At 50.0% G+C, this 14441-nt stretch carries 17 protein-coding genes; 8 read left to right on the top strand and 9 right to left on the bottom strand.

Annotated features, from left to right (window positions below):
* The 5 genes from FDX01_RS16705 to FDX01_RS16685 form a co-directional block, all read right to left on the bottom strand.
* A partial coding sequence (locus FDX01_RS16705) for a hypothetical protein (protein ID WP_137400177.1) occupies positions 1-433 on the bottom strand: 433 nt, incomplete at its 3' end.
* A gap of 88 nt (positions 434-521) precedes the next feature.
* Positions 522-1547, bottom strand: coding sequence for a hypothetical protein (locus FDX01_RS16700; RefSeq protein ID WP_137400176.1), 1026 nt, complete (start codon positions 1545-1547; stop codon positions 522-524).
* A gap of 52 nt (positions 1548-1599) precedes the next feature.
* Complete coding sequence (locus FDX01_RS16695; protein WP_137400175.1) at positions 1600-1785, bottom strand: hypothetical protein; 186 nt, start codon at positions 1783-1785, stop codon at positions 1600-1602.
* A gap of 154 nt (positions 1786-1939) precedes the next feature.
* Positions 1940-2152, bottom strand: coding sequence for a hypothetical protein (locus FDX01_RS16690; protein WP_135912001.1), 213 nt, complete (start codon positions 2150-2152; stop codon positions 1940-1942).
* Between the two features lie 11 nt (positions 2153-2163).
* Positions 2164-2493 carry a hypothetical protein gene (locus FDX01_RS16685; RefSeq protein WP_115258438.1) on the bottom strand — a complete coding sequence of 110 codons (330 nt, stop codon included), beginning with the start codon at positions 2491-2493 and terminating at the stop codon, positions 2164-2166.
* A gap of 598 nt (positions 2494-3091) precedes the next feature.
* Between FDX01_RS16685 and FDX01_RS16680 the strand changes: the two genes are divergently transcribed.
* The 3 genes from FDX01_RS16680 to FDX01_RS16670 all read left to right on the top strand — a co-directional run bounded on the left by FDX01_RS16680 (position 3092) and on the right by FDX01_RS16670 (position 6676).
* Complete coding sequence (locus FDX01_RS16680) at positions 3092-4435, top strand: VOC family protein (protein ID WP_135912002.1); 1344 nt, start codon at positions 3092-3094, stop codon at positions 4433-4435.
* Between the two features lie 193 nt (positions 4436-4628).
* Complete coding sequence (locus tag FDX01_RS16675; RefSeq protein ID WP_117342838.1) at positions 4629-6284, top strand: glucan biosynthesis protein; 1656 nt, start codon at positions 4629-4631, stop codon at positions 6282-6284.
* Positions 6285-6451: 167 nt separating this feature from the next.
* Positions 6452-6676 (top strand): YdcH family protein, encoded by a 225-nt coding sequence (locus FDX01_RS16670; RefSeq protein ID WP_003833168.1) that lies wholly within the window; start codon positions 6452-6454, stop codon positions 6674-6676.
* Positions 6677-6742: 66 nt separating this feature from the next.
* Here the strand turns inward: FDX01_RS16670 and alr are convergent, their stop codons facing one another.
* Positions 6743-7969 (bottom strand): alanine racemase, encoded by a 1227-nt coding sequence (gene alr, locus FDX01_RS16665; protein ID WP_137362267.1) that lies wholly within the window; start codon positions 7967-7969, stop codon positions 6743-6745.
* A 218-nt stretch (positions 7970-8187) separates the two neighbouring features.
* Here alr and rimL point away from each other — a divergent pair, with 218 nt between their 5' ends.
* Positions 8188-8733 (top strand): 50S ribosomal protein L7/L12-serine acetyltransferase, encoded by a 546-nt coding sequence (rimL, locus tag FDX01_RS16660; protein ID WP_137400174.1) that lies wholly within the window; start codon positions 8188-8190, stop codon positions 8731-8733.
* Here rimL and ydcK read toward each other — a convergent pair.
* Positions 8725-9705: a YdcK family protein gene (gene ydcK, locus FDX01_RS16655; protein ID WP_137400173.1), complete on the bottom strand. Its 981-nt coding sequence runs from the start codon at positions 9703-9705 to the stop codon at positions 8725-8727. The genes rimL and ydcK overlap by 9 nt on opposite strands.
* 113 nt (positions 9706-9818) lie before the next feature.
* On the opposite strand from ydcK, the gene tehA reads away from it, so the two are divergent.
* From tehA to FDX01_RS16640, 3 genes are all read left to right on the top strand, one after another.
* The gene (gene tehA, locus FDX01_RS16650; RefSeq protein WP_137400172.1) at positions 9819-10820 is read left to right on the top strand and encodes a dicarboxylate transporter/tellurite-resistance protein TehA; all 1002 of its coding nucleotides are present in this window, start codon (positions 9819-9821) and stop codon (positions 10818-10820) included.
* Positions 10820-11416, top strand: coding sequence for a tellurite resistance methyltransferase TehB (gene tehB, locus FDX01_RS16645; RefSeq protein ID WP_096756964.1), 597 nt, complete (start codon positions 10820-10822; stop codon positions 11414-11416). The genes tehA and tehB overlap by 1 nt, the downstream gene beginning before the upstream one ends.
* A 168-nt stretch (positions 11417-11584) precedes the next feature.
* Positions 11585-12256 (top strand): DUF3313 domain-containing protein, encoded by a 672-nt coding sequence (locus tag FDX01_RS16640; protein WP_115258444.1) that lies wholly within the window; start codon positions 11585-11587, stop codon positions 12254-12256.
* A gap of 43 nt (positions 12257-12299) precedes the next feature.
* On the opposite strand, the gene FDX01_RS16635 is transcribed toward FDX01_RS16640, so the two are convergent.
* Positions 12300-13208, bottom strand: a complete 909-nt coding sequence (locus FDX01_RS16635; protein WP_096756966.1) for a DMT family transporter — start codon at positions 13206-13208, stop codon at positions 12300-12302.
* Positions 13209-13396: 188 nt separating this feature from the next.
* Between FDX01_RS16635 and FDX01_RS16630 the strand changes: the two genes are divergently transcribed.
* A complete protein-coding gene (locus tag FDX01_RS16630; RefSeq protein ID WP_137400171.1) occupies positions 13397-14266 on the top strand; it encodes an AraC family transcriptional regulator in 870 nt (289 codons plus the stop codon).
* Here FDX01_RS16630 and FDX01_RS23910 read toward each other — a convergent pair.
* Positions 14249-14441: benzoate/H(+) symporter BenE family transporter (locus FDX01_RS23910; RefSeq protein ID WP_249361003.1), on the bottom strand; the 193-nt coding region annotated here is incomplete at its 5' end. The genes FDX01_RS16630 and FDX01_RS23910 overlap by 18 nt on opposite strands.

Below are 14441 nucleotides of genomic sequence, written 5' to 3'. Positions count from 1 at the left end.
AAAGCTGTGGCCAGTTTTTGTTGACCACTACAAGTTCAATCTTTTCCACGATACCAGCAAAAATAGATTTCTGATTGTCCTCAGAAGCAACCATAGCAATCATCTGATTCTGTTCCTGTGACGCTCTGAGAAGCTCCGTAAGGCGGTTAACCTCTTCCTTTAGCTTGTCCTCTTTACTCTTGCCTGAACGTTGCTGAGAGGCTCCTAGCTCGTTAGCGAAGAAGTTAGTTAACCAACGTTCTTGTAAACGACAGCCAGCAGAAGCATTTAACCACTTCAAGAGAACACGCAAATTAACACGTTTCTCTTTTACAGCATCACGCAGCTTAGCCAGTTCAACACCACGAGAAACAGACACACCTGCTTCATTGTTAGATTTCTTAAATGGATCAAGATTAATCAATTTTAGAAAATCACCCGCATTAAGCATCATTTGCAATATCTCCATTCACAAATTTATTTCCACTAAAAAAAAGGCCGGATTTCTCCAGCCCTAATGTTGTATAAAACAGTGCTTTTAGTTAGATATTCCAATACAAGATGACACTATCACCGTGTTTATCGTTGTACACAGTAGTAACATTTGCTGGAGTAGGATCGACAGCAGGTGTTACATCGGCTGCTGGTGCTACATGAATAACAACCGGAGTTGGCTGTGGTACAACAGGAGTCAGTGGAACAACGTGAATCACCACAGGAGTTGGTGCAGGTGGTGTAATGTCAGTGATCGTTTTCACTGTACCAGTTTTCAGGTTGGCAACTTTCTCAGCATAGTGAGCTGGACCATACATGCCGACAGTTGCAATACCCAGCGTATTCACTGAATGTTCAAAGCCATACTCACCATAGGTGGCAACATGCTTGTTATAACCAATACCAGCCTGCTCATTGCCCACATAACCTTGCATGTGGACAGTTACGCCAGTATCGTCACGAACCGCTACCGTACGGCTACGGAAGTCTGGTGCGATTGCTGTCTGAGCAACACGAGTCATGTCACCAGATTTCAGCATGTGGTTAACGACGCCAGCATTTGCTACATCGTTATATGCTTTCACTGTCCCAATCGCAGTGTCGCCGTCTTTGGTAGCATGAACACTCAGACCACCAATACCGTCAGCATAGCTACGAATACTCACATGAGATACTTCACCGTTAGTGATGGCTTTAGTGTGAGAACGCATATCAGCAGACACAACTGTAGAAGTTTCACGAGTTATATCACCAATGGTGGTGGTAGTTGTGCCCATGAAAGTGCCGTCTTTAAAAGACGCGGTATGAGTGGTATGGTCTGCAATGTTCTGAGCAACAGGATGATCGCTCATGTTGATAGAACCTTTAGAGAAGCCAGTGAATCCGCCACTAGCGTTCATACGCCCTGCCAGTTTACCACCGAAGGAGTGGCTACCAAACGCATGACCAATATTACCACCATGACCATGACCACCAAAGTTGTGACCACCCATTCCGCCATGACCACCATGACCATGAGCAAAAGCAGACATTGGAAGAACAATTAACATTGCAACCACTGATTTCTTAAACATTATGAAAACTCCATTTAGGATTAATAGGGTGCTATCATCATTAATTCTTTATTTATCGTATGCCGTCTTTCACATAAGTAATTGAAGCTGTGATAGCCATAAGAGCACCAACCCAAACAGCAGGAATGAAAGCAATTAGAGCAATAAATCCCGCGCCTAAACCAGCCATATAAAATTGATCGTCTGTCAGCCAAGCTAACCACCAATAAACACGATCACTTCTATATTCCATGAACATAATAAAGCTCACGAGAACAAACCAGCCTCCAACTTCAAATCCTCTGTTGAGATTTATTTATATAGAAACTCTTGAACAATATTAATTGCTTATTCACTTGGTGCTTTAGTTTTACCTTGTATATCAACATAAGTTAGAACTTGTCCATTATGTTCTACATAGGCGTGATCAGAGTGGTTATCAGTGAGTTAGTCAGATTTTCTTCCTTCTTATCTTGAATAAGTACAGTTGCATTGTGCAGATAGGTTTCTGTCATTCCGTCATCATATGAGATAAACACATCTTCAATAATTTGCCAAAAAGCGACCACAACAAGATTGATAAATGAAACAGGATGAATAGCAACATCACCCGCTATCACATTCATTGTGTACACCTCTACAACATTACGGCTGCTGTAGCTGAAATCATGTCTATCATCTGTTTTTCGATGCGAACAAGATCAGCTAACAGGGCAGCATAACGACGGTATTCACCAACAGGAAGATTAAACACAATATCCATTTCTCCTCGTTCTTGACACGCATTGAAGGAAGCAACAACGTATTCAAAACCACGCTTATCAGTAGCTGCACGAATGGCCCCTTGCACTTGCTTTATGTTTGACTCTGTTACCTTAATCATTGCATGGCATTCAAAGTTAGCCGTCATCAGTGACGGGGGAAGTGCATTATCAATAAACACAAAAGCAAACACAATGATAAACATAGTGAAGCATATGATATGAGCACGAATGGCTAATTGTGGTTGATATGTGTTCTATTTTAAGTGCCATTCATGCTCTGCATAATTGTTAACTTTCAATGGGTAAATCAACGGGTAAACCACGGAGGTATTGAGTGGTGCGTTCCCGCGTATTGTGTTAGCCAGTATGTGATGGCAATGAGGCATGTAGTACGGGGAGGGTTTTATAACGCGTGAGTTATTTACAAGTAAATCCATACCCACCTGTGTATGATATGGACTGCTCAATACACAACATACAAGAGGCATGCACATAACATAGGGTGCGTGTGGCTAAGTGTGTGATATGTCTACGATGAAGTGATAACAGGAGATTATCACGGTGAGAGAACGAGATAGTTTAGCAAGAGTGATCGATTACCTGTAGGCCATGTCACAGGGTAGGGTACACTGAATCGCCTCGTGTTTTCTATGATTCCAGTGTGACCCGCATGATTGCTGGATCTTTAATGTCTCCGTGCTTATCAAAAGTTTGGGTGCTAATCACAGATTGTAAATTCTTCCCACCGGACTCGGTAGCGTTCTCTACACTCCAGGTAATATTCACTGGAGGCATGACATTATGGCGAACACCATCACGGCAGATGAGATTCGGGAACAATTTTCGCAGGCAATGTCAGCAATGTACCAGCAGGAAGTCCCGCAGTACGGCACGTTGCTGGAACTTGTCGCTGATGTGAATCTGGCGGTACTGGAAAATAACCCGACGCTGCATGAAAAACTGGCCAATGCGGATGAGTTAGCGCGTCTTAACGTTGAGCGCCACGGTGCGATCCGGGTAGGGACCGCGCAGGAATTATCCACGCTGCGGCGGATGTTTGCCATTATGGGCATGTACCCGGTCAGCTATTACGATCTCTCCCAGGCGGGCGTTCCCGTCCATTCCACGGCGTTTCGCCCCATCGATGATGCTTCGCTTTCGCGTAATCCGTTTCGGGTGTTTACCTCGCTATTGCGCCTCGAGTTGATCGATAACGTAACATTACGCCAGCGGGCTGCGGATATTCTCGCAAAACGCGATATTTTTACGCGCCGTTGCCACGAATTACTGGATGAGTTTGATGCGCAGGGTAGTTTTACATCTGCCCAGACTCAGGAATTTGTGCATGAAGCATTGGAAACCTTCCGCTGGCATCAGCACGCTACGGTAGATGAAGAGACCTATCACGCGCTACACAACGAACATCGACTGATTGCTGATGTGGTGTGTTTCCCCGGTTGCCACATCAACCACCTGACGCCACGCACGCTGGATATCGACCGTGTGCAGTCGATGATGCCGGAATGTGGTATTGAACCGAAAATCCTTATTGAAGGGCCGCCGCGTCGCGAGGTGCCTATTCTGCTGCGCCAGACCAGCTTTAAAGCGCTGGAGGAGGCGGTGCTGTTTGCCGGTGAAATGCGTGGTACGCACACCGCACGTTTTGGCGAGATTGAACAGCGTGGCGTGGCGCTGACCCCAAAAGGCAGGCAGTTATATGATGAACTTCTGAGTCACGCGGGAACGGGTAAAGACAACCTGACGCACCAGCTGCATCTTCAAGAGGTGTTTAAAGCCTTCCCTGACAGTGAGTTTTTGCTACGCCAGCAGGGGCTGGCCTGGTTCCGCTATCGACTAACGCCGTCGGGCGAGGCGCATCGTCAGGCGATCCGACCAGAGGATGACCCACAGCCGCTGATCGAACGAGGCTGGCTGGTGGCTCAACCGATCACCTACGAAGATTTCTTACCGGTGAGCGCTGCGGGCATTTTCCAGTCTAATCTGGGCAATGAAACCCAGGCGCGCAGTCATGGTAACGCCAGTCGGGATGCGTTTGAACAGGCGCTGGGCTGTGCGGTTTATGATGAGTTTGTGCTGTATCGGGAGGCTGAAGAGCGCAGTAAACGGCGCTGTGGTTTACTTTAATGGAATTTACACGGGATTCGGTCTGTTCCCATCGACATAATATATTTTCGATTTTGTACAGATAATCGGCGACCAACAATTGGATTATTAATGAATTTTGTCTAGAGTGAGCGGTCAGAAATGTGCACTCTCTTGCCGCAGATTTTGACCGGCGCGGGACCATTCACACGACCAGAAGGACTTACTTTCAGGCATGAATCGTAGACGATTTATTAAAGGTTCAATGGCAATGGCCGCCGTGTGCGGAACCAGTGGTATTGCATCACTCTTTTCCCGTGCTGCCTATGCGGCAGAGTCTGACATTGCAGACGGAAAAACCGTACGTTTTGATTTTTCCGTACTGCAATCAATGGCCCATGATTTGGCACAAAAACCGTGGGGCGGTGCGCCGCGCGCGTTGCCGGATACACTGGCGAAACTCACGCCTCAGGCTTACAACAGTATTCAGTACGACGCCGAGCAGTCGCTGTGGAATAACGTTGAAAATCGTCAGCTGGACGCGCAGTTTTTCCATGTCGGCATGGGGTTTCGTCGCCGCGTGCGCATGTTCTCGGTTGATGACAGTACGCATCTGGCGCGTGAGATCCACTTCCGCCCTGAACTGTTCAAATACAACGATGCGGGCGTAGATACCAAACAGCTCGAAGGGCAAACCGATCTCGGGTTCGCTGGTTTCCGCGTGTTTAAAGCGCCGGAACTGGCCCGTCGCGATGTGGTTTCTTTCCTCGGTGCCAGCTATTTCCGCGCCGTCGATGACACCTATCAGTACGGTTTGTCGGCGCGTGGCCTGGCGGTGGATACCTATACCGACAGCAAAGAAGAATTTCCTGACTTTACCGCGTTCTGGTTCGAAACGGTCAAACCGGGTGCGACCAGCTTTACGGTGTATGCGCTGCTCGACAGCCCAAGCGTAACCGGTGCGTTTAAATTTGTGATCCACTGTGAGAAAACGCAGGTGATCATGGATGTGCAGAACCATGTCTACGCCCGTAAAGACATCAAACAGCTCGGCATTGCGCCGATGACCAGCATGTTTAGCTGCGGTAATAACGAACGTCGGATGTGCGATACCATTCACCCGCAAATCCATGACTCCGACCGCCTGGCAATGTGGCGCGGCAACGGGGAGTGGATCTGCCGTCCGCTGAACAATCCACAAAAACTGCAGTTCAATGCCTACACCGATAACAACCCGCGCGGCTTTGGCCTGTTGCAGTTGGATCGTGACTTCTCCCACTATCAGGACATCATGGGCTGGTACAATAAGCGCCCAAGCCTGTGGGTCGAGCCGCGTAACCAGTGGGGCAAGGGGACCATTGGCTTGATGGAGATCCCAACCACCGGTGAAACGCTGGATAACGTTGTCTGCTTCTGGCAGCCGGAGAAGGCGATCAAAGCTGGTGACGATCTGGAGTTCAAATATCGCCTGTACTGGAGCGCACAGCCACCGGTACGCTCACCGTTGGCGCGCGTGTTGGCAACCCGCACTGGCATGGGAGGATTCCCGGAAGGGTGGGCACCGGGCGAGCATTACCCGGAAAAATGGGCGCGCCGCTTTGCCGTTGACTTCGTCGGTGGCGATCTGAAAGCCGCTGCGCCGAAAGGTATTGAGCCGGTGATTACGCTCTCCAGCGGCGAAGCGAAGCAGATTGAAATCCTCTACGTTGAGCCGATCGATGGCTATCGTATTCAGTTTGACTGGTATCCGACCTCTGACTCAACCGAACCGGTAGATATGCGCATGTTCCTGCGTTGTCAGGGCGATGCGATCAGCGAGACCTGGCTGTATCAGTATTTCCCGCCAGCACCGGATAAACGTCAGTACGTTGACGACCGCGAAATGCGTTAATCGCACGGTCTGTGGCTCTCCTGAAGGGGAGTCACAGACCTCATCTCTGCTGAAACATTCTGTACGCTATTTACTCGATCCTGTTCGCATTTTTCCCTATGTCAAATGGGTAAGCTGAAGGTGTGTATTTCTTATACACGCTTTTTGTCCACTAACAGGGAGAAAGTATGTTTCCAGAATACAGAGACCTCATTTCCCGACTGAAATCCGAGAATCCTCGCTTTCTGTCTTTATTCGAAAAACACAACAGCCTTGATCATGAGATTTCCAGACTGGAAGGTTCGGATGGTCGGGGATACAGTTTGGATATTGTTCGCCTGAAGAAACAGAAACTTCACCTGAAGGAAGATCTGCTCAAAATCCTGCAAAAAGAGAGTGTCAGTGAGAGCTAAATAGTACGGCTCTCACTGTGTAAAAGGGCTTTCCGCAAAAAATGGGAAGCCCTTCCTGTCAAAGACTTAATCGACCATAACCCGTTTGTTCGTCGCGCCCCATAGAATCGACATTTCGGTGAACAGCGCACCGCTGATTTCTTCCACTTCCTCTGCGCTAACCTGTGCCTTGCCCTGTTTACCGAACAGCACCACCTCATCACCAGAGGTCACCAGCGGCAAATCGGTCACATCGACAATCAGCGTATTCATTGACGTTTTACCCAGCACCGGTACCCGCTGGCCGCGGATCAGCACATGTCCTGCGTTGCTGAACACGCGACGATAGCCGTCAGCATAACCTGCCGGAATGTTAGCGAGAACGGAATCGCGTTTGAGTGTATATGTACGGTCATAGCCGACGGTATTACCTTTCGGGTAATGGTTTACCGACGCAATCGATGATTTAAACGTCATCACGCGTTTGTATTCTGTGCTGGCGATGGTATCACCATAAAAAATTCCGCCAACGCGCACCAGATCCAGCCATGATTCACGCACGGTCAGCGTGGCGAAGGTATTGGCCACATGCAACGTCACGTCTTCGCGCTTCAGTCCGGTAATCTTGAGAACCTGGGCTGATTGGATATTGAAGCGGGCCAAATCGCGCTTGACCACCGCGGCATCTTCTTCCGGGAAATGCGACATGATGCCGACAATTTTCAGTCCGGGTAAGGCCGAAATAGCGCGGGCTTCTTCCAGTCCGGCCGCCGTGCTGACTTCCAGACCGTTGCGCGACATCCCGCCAGAGTTTAACGCCAGATGAATACGGATGGTTTTGCCTTTCTCCTGAGCAATGGCGCTCAGACGTTTCGCCATGTCCAGATTGCCAATCAGCTCCTCAGTATCAAAATCTGCCGCCTGACGCATCTCTTTTTCCGTGGCATTACGCACGCGCATCAGTTGTGATGTAAAACCGGCCTGACGCACGATGCTGATTTCTTCATTACTGGCGACGCCAATACACTGCACGCCGTTTTGCATCATCACCGGCGTGACGAGAGACAGGTCGTGCCCGTACGCGTCGCCTTTGAGAATGGCGCACAAGCGAGTTTTATCTCCCAGCAACTGCTGAACTTTGTGGATATTATATTCCAGCGCGCTGCGGGAGATCTCCAGGGTGGTATTATCCACCACCACCTGCTTGCTGACTGCATAAGGCACGGGACCGGTCTGCGAGGTGGGAACGGGTTGGTGACAGGCGGTGATCAGAAACAGCGGGATAAGTGCTAAACGACCCAAAGGTGCTGCCATGCTTGCTCCTTAGCAAAAAAATAGCGGTATTATTGTCATCATTGCGGATCATCCCCATGAGGATGCCCGGTTAATCAGAGTAGCGGGTTCAGCGCGGTAGATTGTCGCTAAGTGATTGCTGTTACAGCATAAAAGTATGATGTCCGGGGTGATAAATAGATTAATATCTGCGGATGCCAGTCAGAAATGCCCCGTTAACGAAAGTGAAGGAGATAAACATGCCAGAAGTCATCCCCGTCAGCGACACGCTGGAACTGCGGGCAGTCGAAGAGCAACACGTCACGCCATTGCATCAACTGGTATTCAAAAATAAGCGCTGGCTGCAGCAGTCGCTGAACTGGCCACAGTTTGTCGAATCCGAGGATGACACACGCAAGAACGTGCAGGGCAATATGATGCTGCACCAGCGCGGCTACGCCAAAATGTTCCTTATTTTTGAACAGCAGAACGTGGTGGGGGTGATCTCGTTTAACCAGATCGAACCGTTGAACAAAGCTGCCTATATTGGTTACTGGCTGGATGAAGAACATCAGGGGAAAGGCATACTGTCCCGGGCGCTACAGGCGTTTATTCAACATTACGCGCAGCGCGGTGAGATCCGCCGTTTTATCATTAAATGCCGGGTAGATAACCGTGAAAGCAATCAGGTCGCACAGCGCAATGGTTTCCTGCTGGAAGGTTGTCTGAAGCAGGCGGAGTTCCTCAACGGTGAGTACCATGATGTGAATCTCTACGCCCGTATCATTGATTGCGCCTCAGAATAAGCCTGCCAGAGGCGTGCGGGTAATACGTTGCTCGCCGTTGATCACTTTCGGGCCGCGCAGATGAATTGCGTCGCCTTCAAAGGCCTCGATGCAAGCCTGGCCGGTAACCTCAATGTGATGTTCGATCAGCACTTCGCCCTGGATACAGGCGTGGCCTTCAATGAGAATGCGATCGTCAAGCAGGATTGGGCCACCGCGTAGGCGCGCATGCCCCCCAACCAGCACGTGATGCTTCAGGACGCAGTTACCCTCGATCACGGCGTGCTCCGCCACCTGTGAACTGTAGCGCAGGGTAGGTATGGCATCTTCATCAGTTCCGGAGGTAACCCGAGCATGGCCGTAAACTTTCGTGCAATCGCAGATCCAGACGTTATTTTCTTCATTGCCTTCTATTCGCGCAAAATCAAAAACTTCGGCGCGGTGTTCGATAAAGGCATAATTGACGACAGCGTCGCCATAGATTTGCGCCTGATGCACAACGCGCGAGTTGCTAACGGTTGCGCGGTCATAAATGTGCAAAATCTGGTCGCTTTCACGGGTTAATCCTTTGGCGGCAATGATTTCTGAACCACTCAACACGCGAGCCTCACCGGAAAGGAGGCATTCCCCACGGACAGTCGAATCTTTGACCGTGACGTTGTCACGTATTTCTGCGCCATGGCTGATTTCTGCCTGGTCAATCCATGCGTTATCGCCAACTTGCGTCCCCTCTCTGATCACGCTTGCACGGGTAATGCGGGCGTTGCCGGAGATAACCGCCCCGGCAAAGGCGATGGCATTCTCATCGTAAATCCAGCAATCACCGTTTTGCGCCAGCACGCTTTCGTCGTCAATCCAGCCGCCTGGCGTACCGGCTTGCACATCATTAAAGTCGGTGAGGGCGATGACCTGGTGTAGCAATACGTTTTTTTTGTGGCCATTATCCTGATAACTGAAGGAACGTGGCTCATCGCTCAGACGGTATTTGGTCATAAAGAATTTCCCAGTTGCGCACCTTAGTTAAACGTAGCAAAGTTTTCAGCACTGGCTAAACAGCCGTAAATTCCATAAAATGTATTTCAAATATACTTTAAAAAATAAACAAAATGAGTAATAACAAATACAGTGAGCGAGTTCTTAATCTTCCGGCCGGTTATTTTGGCATGGTACTGGGAACCATCGGGATGGGTTTTGCCTGGCGATATGCCAGTCAGATATGGCCGGTGAGTCACTGGATAGGTGACGGTCTGGTGATCCTCGCGATGGTCATTTGGGGGCTGTTGACGCTGGCATTTATGACCCGTCTGGTGCGTTTTCCCCACAGCGTGCTGGCGGAAATACGCCATCCGGTGATGAGCAGTTTTGTCAGTCTTTTCCCTGCCACCACCATGCTGGTGGCGATTAGTTTTGTTCCCTGGTGCCGGCCCTTAGCCGTGGTCTTGTTTGGTATTGGGGTGGTGATCCAGCTGTCGTACGCAGCCTGGCAAACGGCAGGGCTGTGGCGGGGTTCTCATCCGGAAGAAGCTACCACGCCGGGTTTGTATCTGCCGACCGTGGCCAATAACTTTATCAGCGCCATGGCCTGCGGCGCGCTTGGTTACACTGATGCCGGGCTGGTGTTTCTCGGGGCGGGCGTCTTCTCCTGGTTAAGCCTTGAGCCGGTTATTCTGCAGCGTTTACGCAGTTCTGGTGAACTGCCGGCGGTATTACGTACCTCGCTGGGTATTCAACTGGCTCCTGCGCTGGTGGCCTGTAGTGCCTGGCTCAGCGTCAACGGTGGCGAAGGCGATACGCTGGCAAAAATGTTGTTCGGCTATGGCCTGCTGCAACTGCTGTTCATGTTGCGTCTCATGCCGTGGTATCTGTCTCAGCCGTTTAATGCATCATTCTGGAGCTTCTCGTTCGGCGTCTCGGCGCTGGCAACGACGGGGCTGCATTTAGGCCACGGCAGCGAGTCAGGTTTTTTTCATACGCTGGCGATCCCGCTGTTTATTTTTACCAATTTTATCATTGCGCTATTACTGATACGCACGTTTGCATTGCTGATGCAGGGAAAACTGCTTATTCGCACGGAGCGTGCAGCATTACTGAAATCTGAGGATAAATAATGACCCGTTGTGACGAAAACTACTTTACTGAGAAATATGATTTAACCCGCACGCATTCTGATGTTGTCGAGGCGGCAAAAATTGTTACGCCAGGCAAAACATTAGATTTAGGCTGTGGGAATGGTCGTAATAGCCTGTACCTGGCGGCTAACGGTTATGACGTGACGGCGTGGGATAAAAACCCAATGAGCATTGCCAACCTTGAGCGCATTAAAGACGCAGAAGGGCTGACCAATCTGCACGCTGAGGTAGCGGACCTCAATGCGTTACGCTTTGACGGTGAATATGATTTTATTCTTTCCACCGTGGTGATGATGTTCCTCGAAGCAAAAACTATTCCGGGCTTGATTGAAAATATGCAACGCTGCACCAAACCGGGCGGATATAACCTGATCGTCGCGGCAATGGATACCGATGATTTTCCGTGCACCGTTGGGTTCCCGTTTGCGTTTAAAACCGGAGAATTACGCCGCTATTACACCGGATGGGATCTGCTGAAATATAACGAAGATGTGGGTGAACTTCATCGTACGGATGAGAACGGCAACCGTATTAAACTGCGCTTTGCAACAATGTTGGCGCGTAAAGCTGGTTAACCTACCCATTTGTGATAAGCCTTTCTACGTTCAGCATTTTTTTTGTGCTGAACGTTAAGATAACGTTAAGATAAATTTGTGCGGTCCTTACCATTTTTAGTGCATCCAAAATGATTCTGATTTGCTATTCTTTTCAGGCACCATTGCGAAAACTAAAGGGACCGTTTCATGCGTACTCAAACTTTATTTAAAGTTGCAGTGCTTACTGGCCTGTTGGCATTATCTGGCTGTGCATCAAAAGTGACTCAGCCGGAGAAATACTCTGGGTTTTTAAAAGACTATTCTGGCCTGAAGGAAACTAAATCAGCAACGGGGCAACCGGTGCTTCGTTGGGTTGACCCTAGCTTTAATGAATCTAAATACGACAATATCGTTTATAACCCGATTACGTATTATCCGGTTCCTAAACCAACCACTCAGGTTGGACAACAGGTTCTTGATAGGCTGCTGAGCTATACCAATACTCAAATGAAAACCTCCATTGGTAAGCGTAAGCCGCTGGTGACAACGCCTGGCCCACGTACTTTGATTTTCCGCGGGGCGATCACTGGTGTTGATACCAGTAAAGAAGGGCTGCAATTCTATGAAGTGGTTCCGGTTGCACTGGTTGTTGCCGGTACACAAATGGCAACAGGGCACCGTACCATGGATACCCACCTCTATTTTGAGGGTGAGTTGATCGATGCGGCAACCAATAAGCCGGTAATTAAAGTTGTCCGTAAGGGCGAAGGCAAAGATCTGAATAACGAGAGTACGCCGATGGCGTTCGAAACGTTGAAGAAAGTTGTTGATGACATGGCGACCGATGCCTCCATGTTTGACGTAAATAAAAAGCAATAATGAAAAACGCACCGTCTGCTTTCTGCGGATGGTGCGATTTTTTTCAGGCGACCCGGCGGCGGTACAGCAGTTTCCCCATCAGCATTTCCGGGCGGGTGAACATCACCAAATTCCCCAGTAAAATCAGCACTAATCCGGCAATGGCATTAATCTGCCAGACATACCCCTCATACAGCGTAGACAGCGTCAGTGCCACCAGTGGAAAAAGCAGCGTGCTGTAGGCCGCCTTGCTGGGACCGATACGTCCGACCAGCGTGAAATAGGCGCCAAAGGCAATCACCGAACCAAAAATTGCCAGATACAACAGCGCGCTAAGATAACTGAAGGTCCACTGAGGTGTGAAGTTGTCGCCGCGCACCAGGGCAATGGTAGCAATCAACACGGTGCCGTATAACATCGCCCAGCTGTTGGTGGTCATCACCTCGAGGCCATTTTTCTGATGGCGCAGGCTTATCATGTTGCCCAGTGAGAAACCAAACGTGCCGAGGGCGCTCAAGCCAATGCCCAGCAGCAGTGAATGATTTAACCCGCTGTTGACTAAATCTTGCCAGAACAAGGTGACGATGCCTGTCAGGCCCAGTCCGGCGGCGACATAAAAACGTCGCGGCGGTTTTTGACCAAAAAACAAGTAGCTATTAACCGCGTTGAACAGGACTGCCATTGAGAAAATAACCGATTCGAGTCCGGTATTGATCCATGCGGCGGCAGTGTAAAAACACCAGAAGTTAAAACAAAAAACGCAGCCGCCTTGTAACAAACAAAACAGATGGTCACGTGCGGAAAGCTTACGCAATTTTCCGCTGACCAGCAGAATGACTATCATCACCGTGCTGGCAACGGCAAAGCGCCAGAAGATAGAAACAGGGGCGGCAACCGGGCCTTGTTGCAGGTAAATGGCAATCCATGTCGTGCCCCATATCACCACTACCAGACTGTACAACAGTGCGTTCATACATCGCTCTCATTTTGCCTATTCAAAGGCAGACTGTGCCACGCCACTTCCGAGGGCGCTTTCATCCGATTGCGGGAGACTTGCAAAATCTTGCGCTTTTTTTTATGCAAAGCGGAAAAGAGGGCTGTTAACACCCTGTTGCTGAGATAGACTGAAAGTCTGCTCACAACGTCTTTGAAAGTGATGGTATGCCTCAGCCCTACGATGCCTTTGAAAACTTACGCAAACATAATGCCGTGCTGCATGAATCGGTTGCGTTACATTCTGGGATTCAGCTGGCGGCGTGGTCGAACAAACGCGATACCATCACCCAATATTGCGATCACCATACGCTCAGTTTGTATGTGGCAGATGGCTATGAGAGTTACCACAAAACGGCGGGCGGCTGGAAGAACGGCGGTGGCCCGGACCGCTTCTGCCTGATGCCCAAAGAGAGTGAATCCAGTTGGGATATCCGCGACGATCTGTCGTTTGTGCATCTCTACTGCACCGACGCGCATTTGCGTGAGGTGGGGGAGAAAGTCTGGGATAAGAGCCCTTATAGCGTCACGCTGGACGAACATACTTTCGGCAGCGATCCGGGGATCACCGCTGTGTACCGCCAGTTTCTGCTTGGTAATGACTGGCAACAGCCTGCTAACCATCTCACGCTGAGCGCCGCATCTTCGCTGTTATTAACGCACCTGATCCAGCATTACAGTAACGTACAATGGCGACCGCCGGTGGTGACGGGCGGACTCGCGCCCGTCACCTTGCGTAATGTGCTGGCCTATATCGACGCGCATTTGGCGTACCCCATCACCCTGAGCGATTTGGCAGGTGAAGCGGTGTTGAGCGATTTTCACTTCGCCCGAATGTTCCGCCAGTCGATGAACATGGCGCCCCATCAGTATGTCATGCAGCGCCGTATGGCGCTGGCGCAGCAGCTGGTTTGTTACTCTTCCCGCAGCTTGTCTGATATCGCGATGGCCTGCGGGTTTAGCTCCGCCAGCCACTTCAGCAACCGTTTTAAGCAGGTGACGGGCAAAACGCCCTCGCAGCTACGTGCGGCGCGCTAATCTCAGCACCGTGTAGCACACCCCTCCGGCAATTAATCCCCAAAATGCAGATCCAATCCCCAGCAGCGTCAAACCACTGGCGGTGACCAGAAAGGTGATAATCGCCGCGTCACGCTCGGCTTCGTGATGCAGCGCCTGATACAGGCTGCCGCTAATCGTCCCCAGCAGCGCCAGA

The organism is Citrobacter sp. wls613 (assembly GCF_005281195.1).
GTDB lineage: Bacteria > Pseudomonadota > Gammaproteobacteria > Enterobacterales > Enterobacteriaceae > Citrobacter > Citrobacter gillenii.
The sequence above is the reverse complement of the archived record's forward strand: the minus strand, read 5'-3'. Positions and strand labels throughout refer to the sequence as shown.

Bases quoted from the DNA above. Each gene is read 5' to 3' on its own strand.
- alr (WP_137362267.1), bottom strand. From the start codon at position 7,969: ATGGCAGCACCTTTGGGTCGTTTAGCACTTATCCCGCTGTTTCTGATC.
- FDX01_RS16640 (WP_115258444.1), top strand. From the start codon at position 11,585: ATGCGTACTCAAACTTTATTTAAAGTTGCAGTGCTTACTGGCCTGTTG.
- tehA (WP_137400172.1), top strand. From the start codon at position 9,819: ATGAGTAATAACAAATACAGTGAGCGAGTTCTTAATCTTCCGGCCGGT.
- FDX01_RS16685 (WP_115258438.1), bottom strand. From the start codon at position 2,493: ATGTTTATCATTGTGTTTGCTTTTGTGTTTATTGATAATGCACTTCCC.
- FDX01_RS16675 (WP_117342838.1), top strand. From the start codon at position 4,629: ATGAATCGTAGACGATTTATTAAAGGTTCAATGGCAATGGCCGCCGTG.
- FDX01_RS16695 (WP_137400175.1), bottom strand. From the start codon at position 1,785: ATGTTCATGGAATATAGAAGTGATCGTGTTTATTGGTGGTTAGCTTGG.
- tehB (WP_096756964.1), top strand. From the start codon at position 10,820: ATGACCCGTTGTGACGAAAACTACTTTACTGAGAAATATGATTTAACC.
- FDX01_RS16630 (WP_137400171.1), top strand. From the start codon at position 13,397: ATGCCTCAGCCCTACGATGCCTTTGAAAACTTACGCAAACATAATGCC.
- FDX01_RS16670 (WP_003833168.1), top strand. From the start codon at position 6,452: ATGTTTCCAGAATACAGAGACCTCATTTCCCGACTGAAATCCGAGAAT.
- FDX01_RS16680 (WP_135912002.1), top strand. From the start codon at position 3,092: ATGGCGAACACCATCACGGCAGATGAGATTCGGGAACAATTTTCGCAG.
- rimL (WP_137400174.1), top strand. From the start codon at position 8,188: ATGCCAGAAGTCATCCCCGTCAGCGACACGCTGGAACTGCGGGCAGTC.
- FDX01_RS16690 (WP_135912001.1), bottom strand. From the start codon at position 2,152: ATGAATGTGATAGCGGGTGATGTTGCTATTCATCCTGTTTCATTTATC.
- FDX01_RS16635 (WP_096756966.1), bottom strand. From the start codon at position 13,208: ATGAACGCACTGTTGTACAGTCTGGTAGTGGTGATATGGGGCACGACA.
- ydcK (WP_137400173.1), bottom strand. From the start codon at position 9,705: ATGACCAAATACCGTCTGAGCGATGAGCCACGTTCCTTCAGTTATCAG.
- FDX01_RS16700 (WP_137400176.1), bottom strand. From the start codon at position 1,547: ATGTTTAAGAAATCAGTGGTTGCAATGTTAATTGTTCTTCCAATGTCT.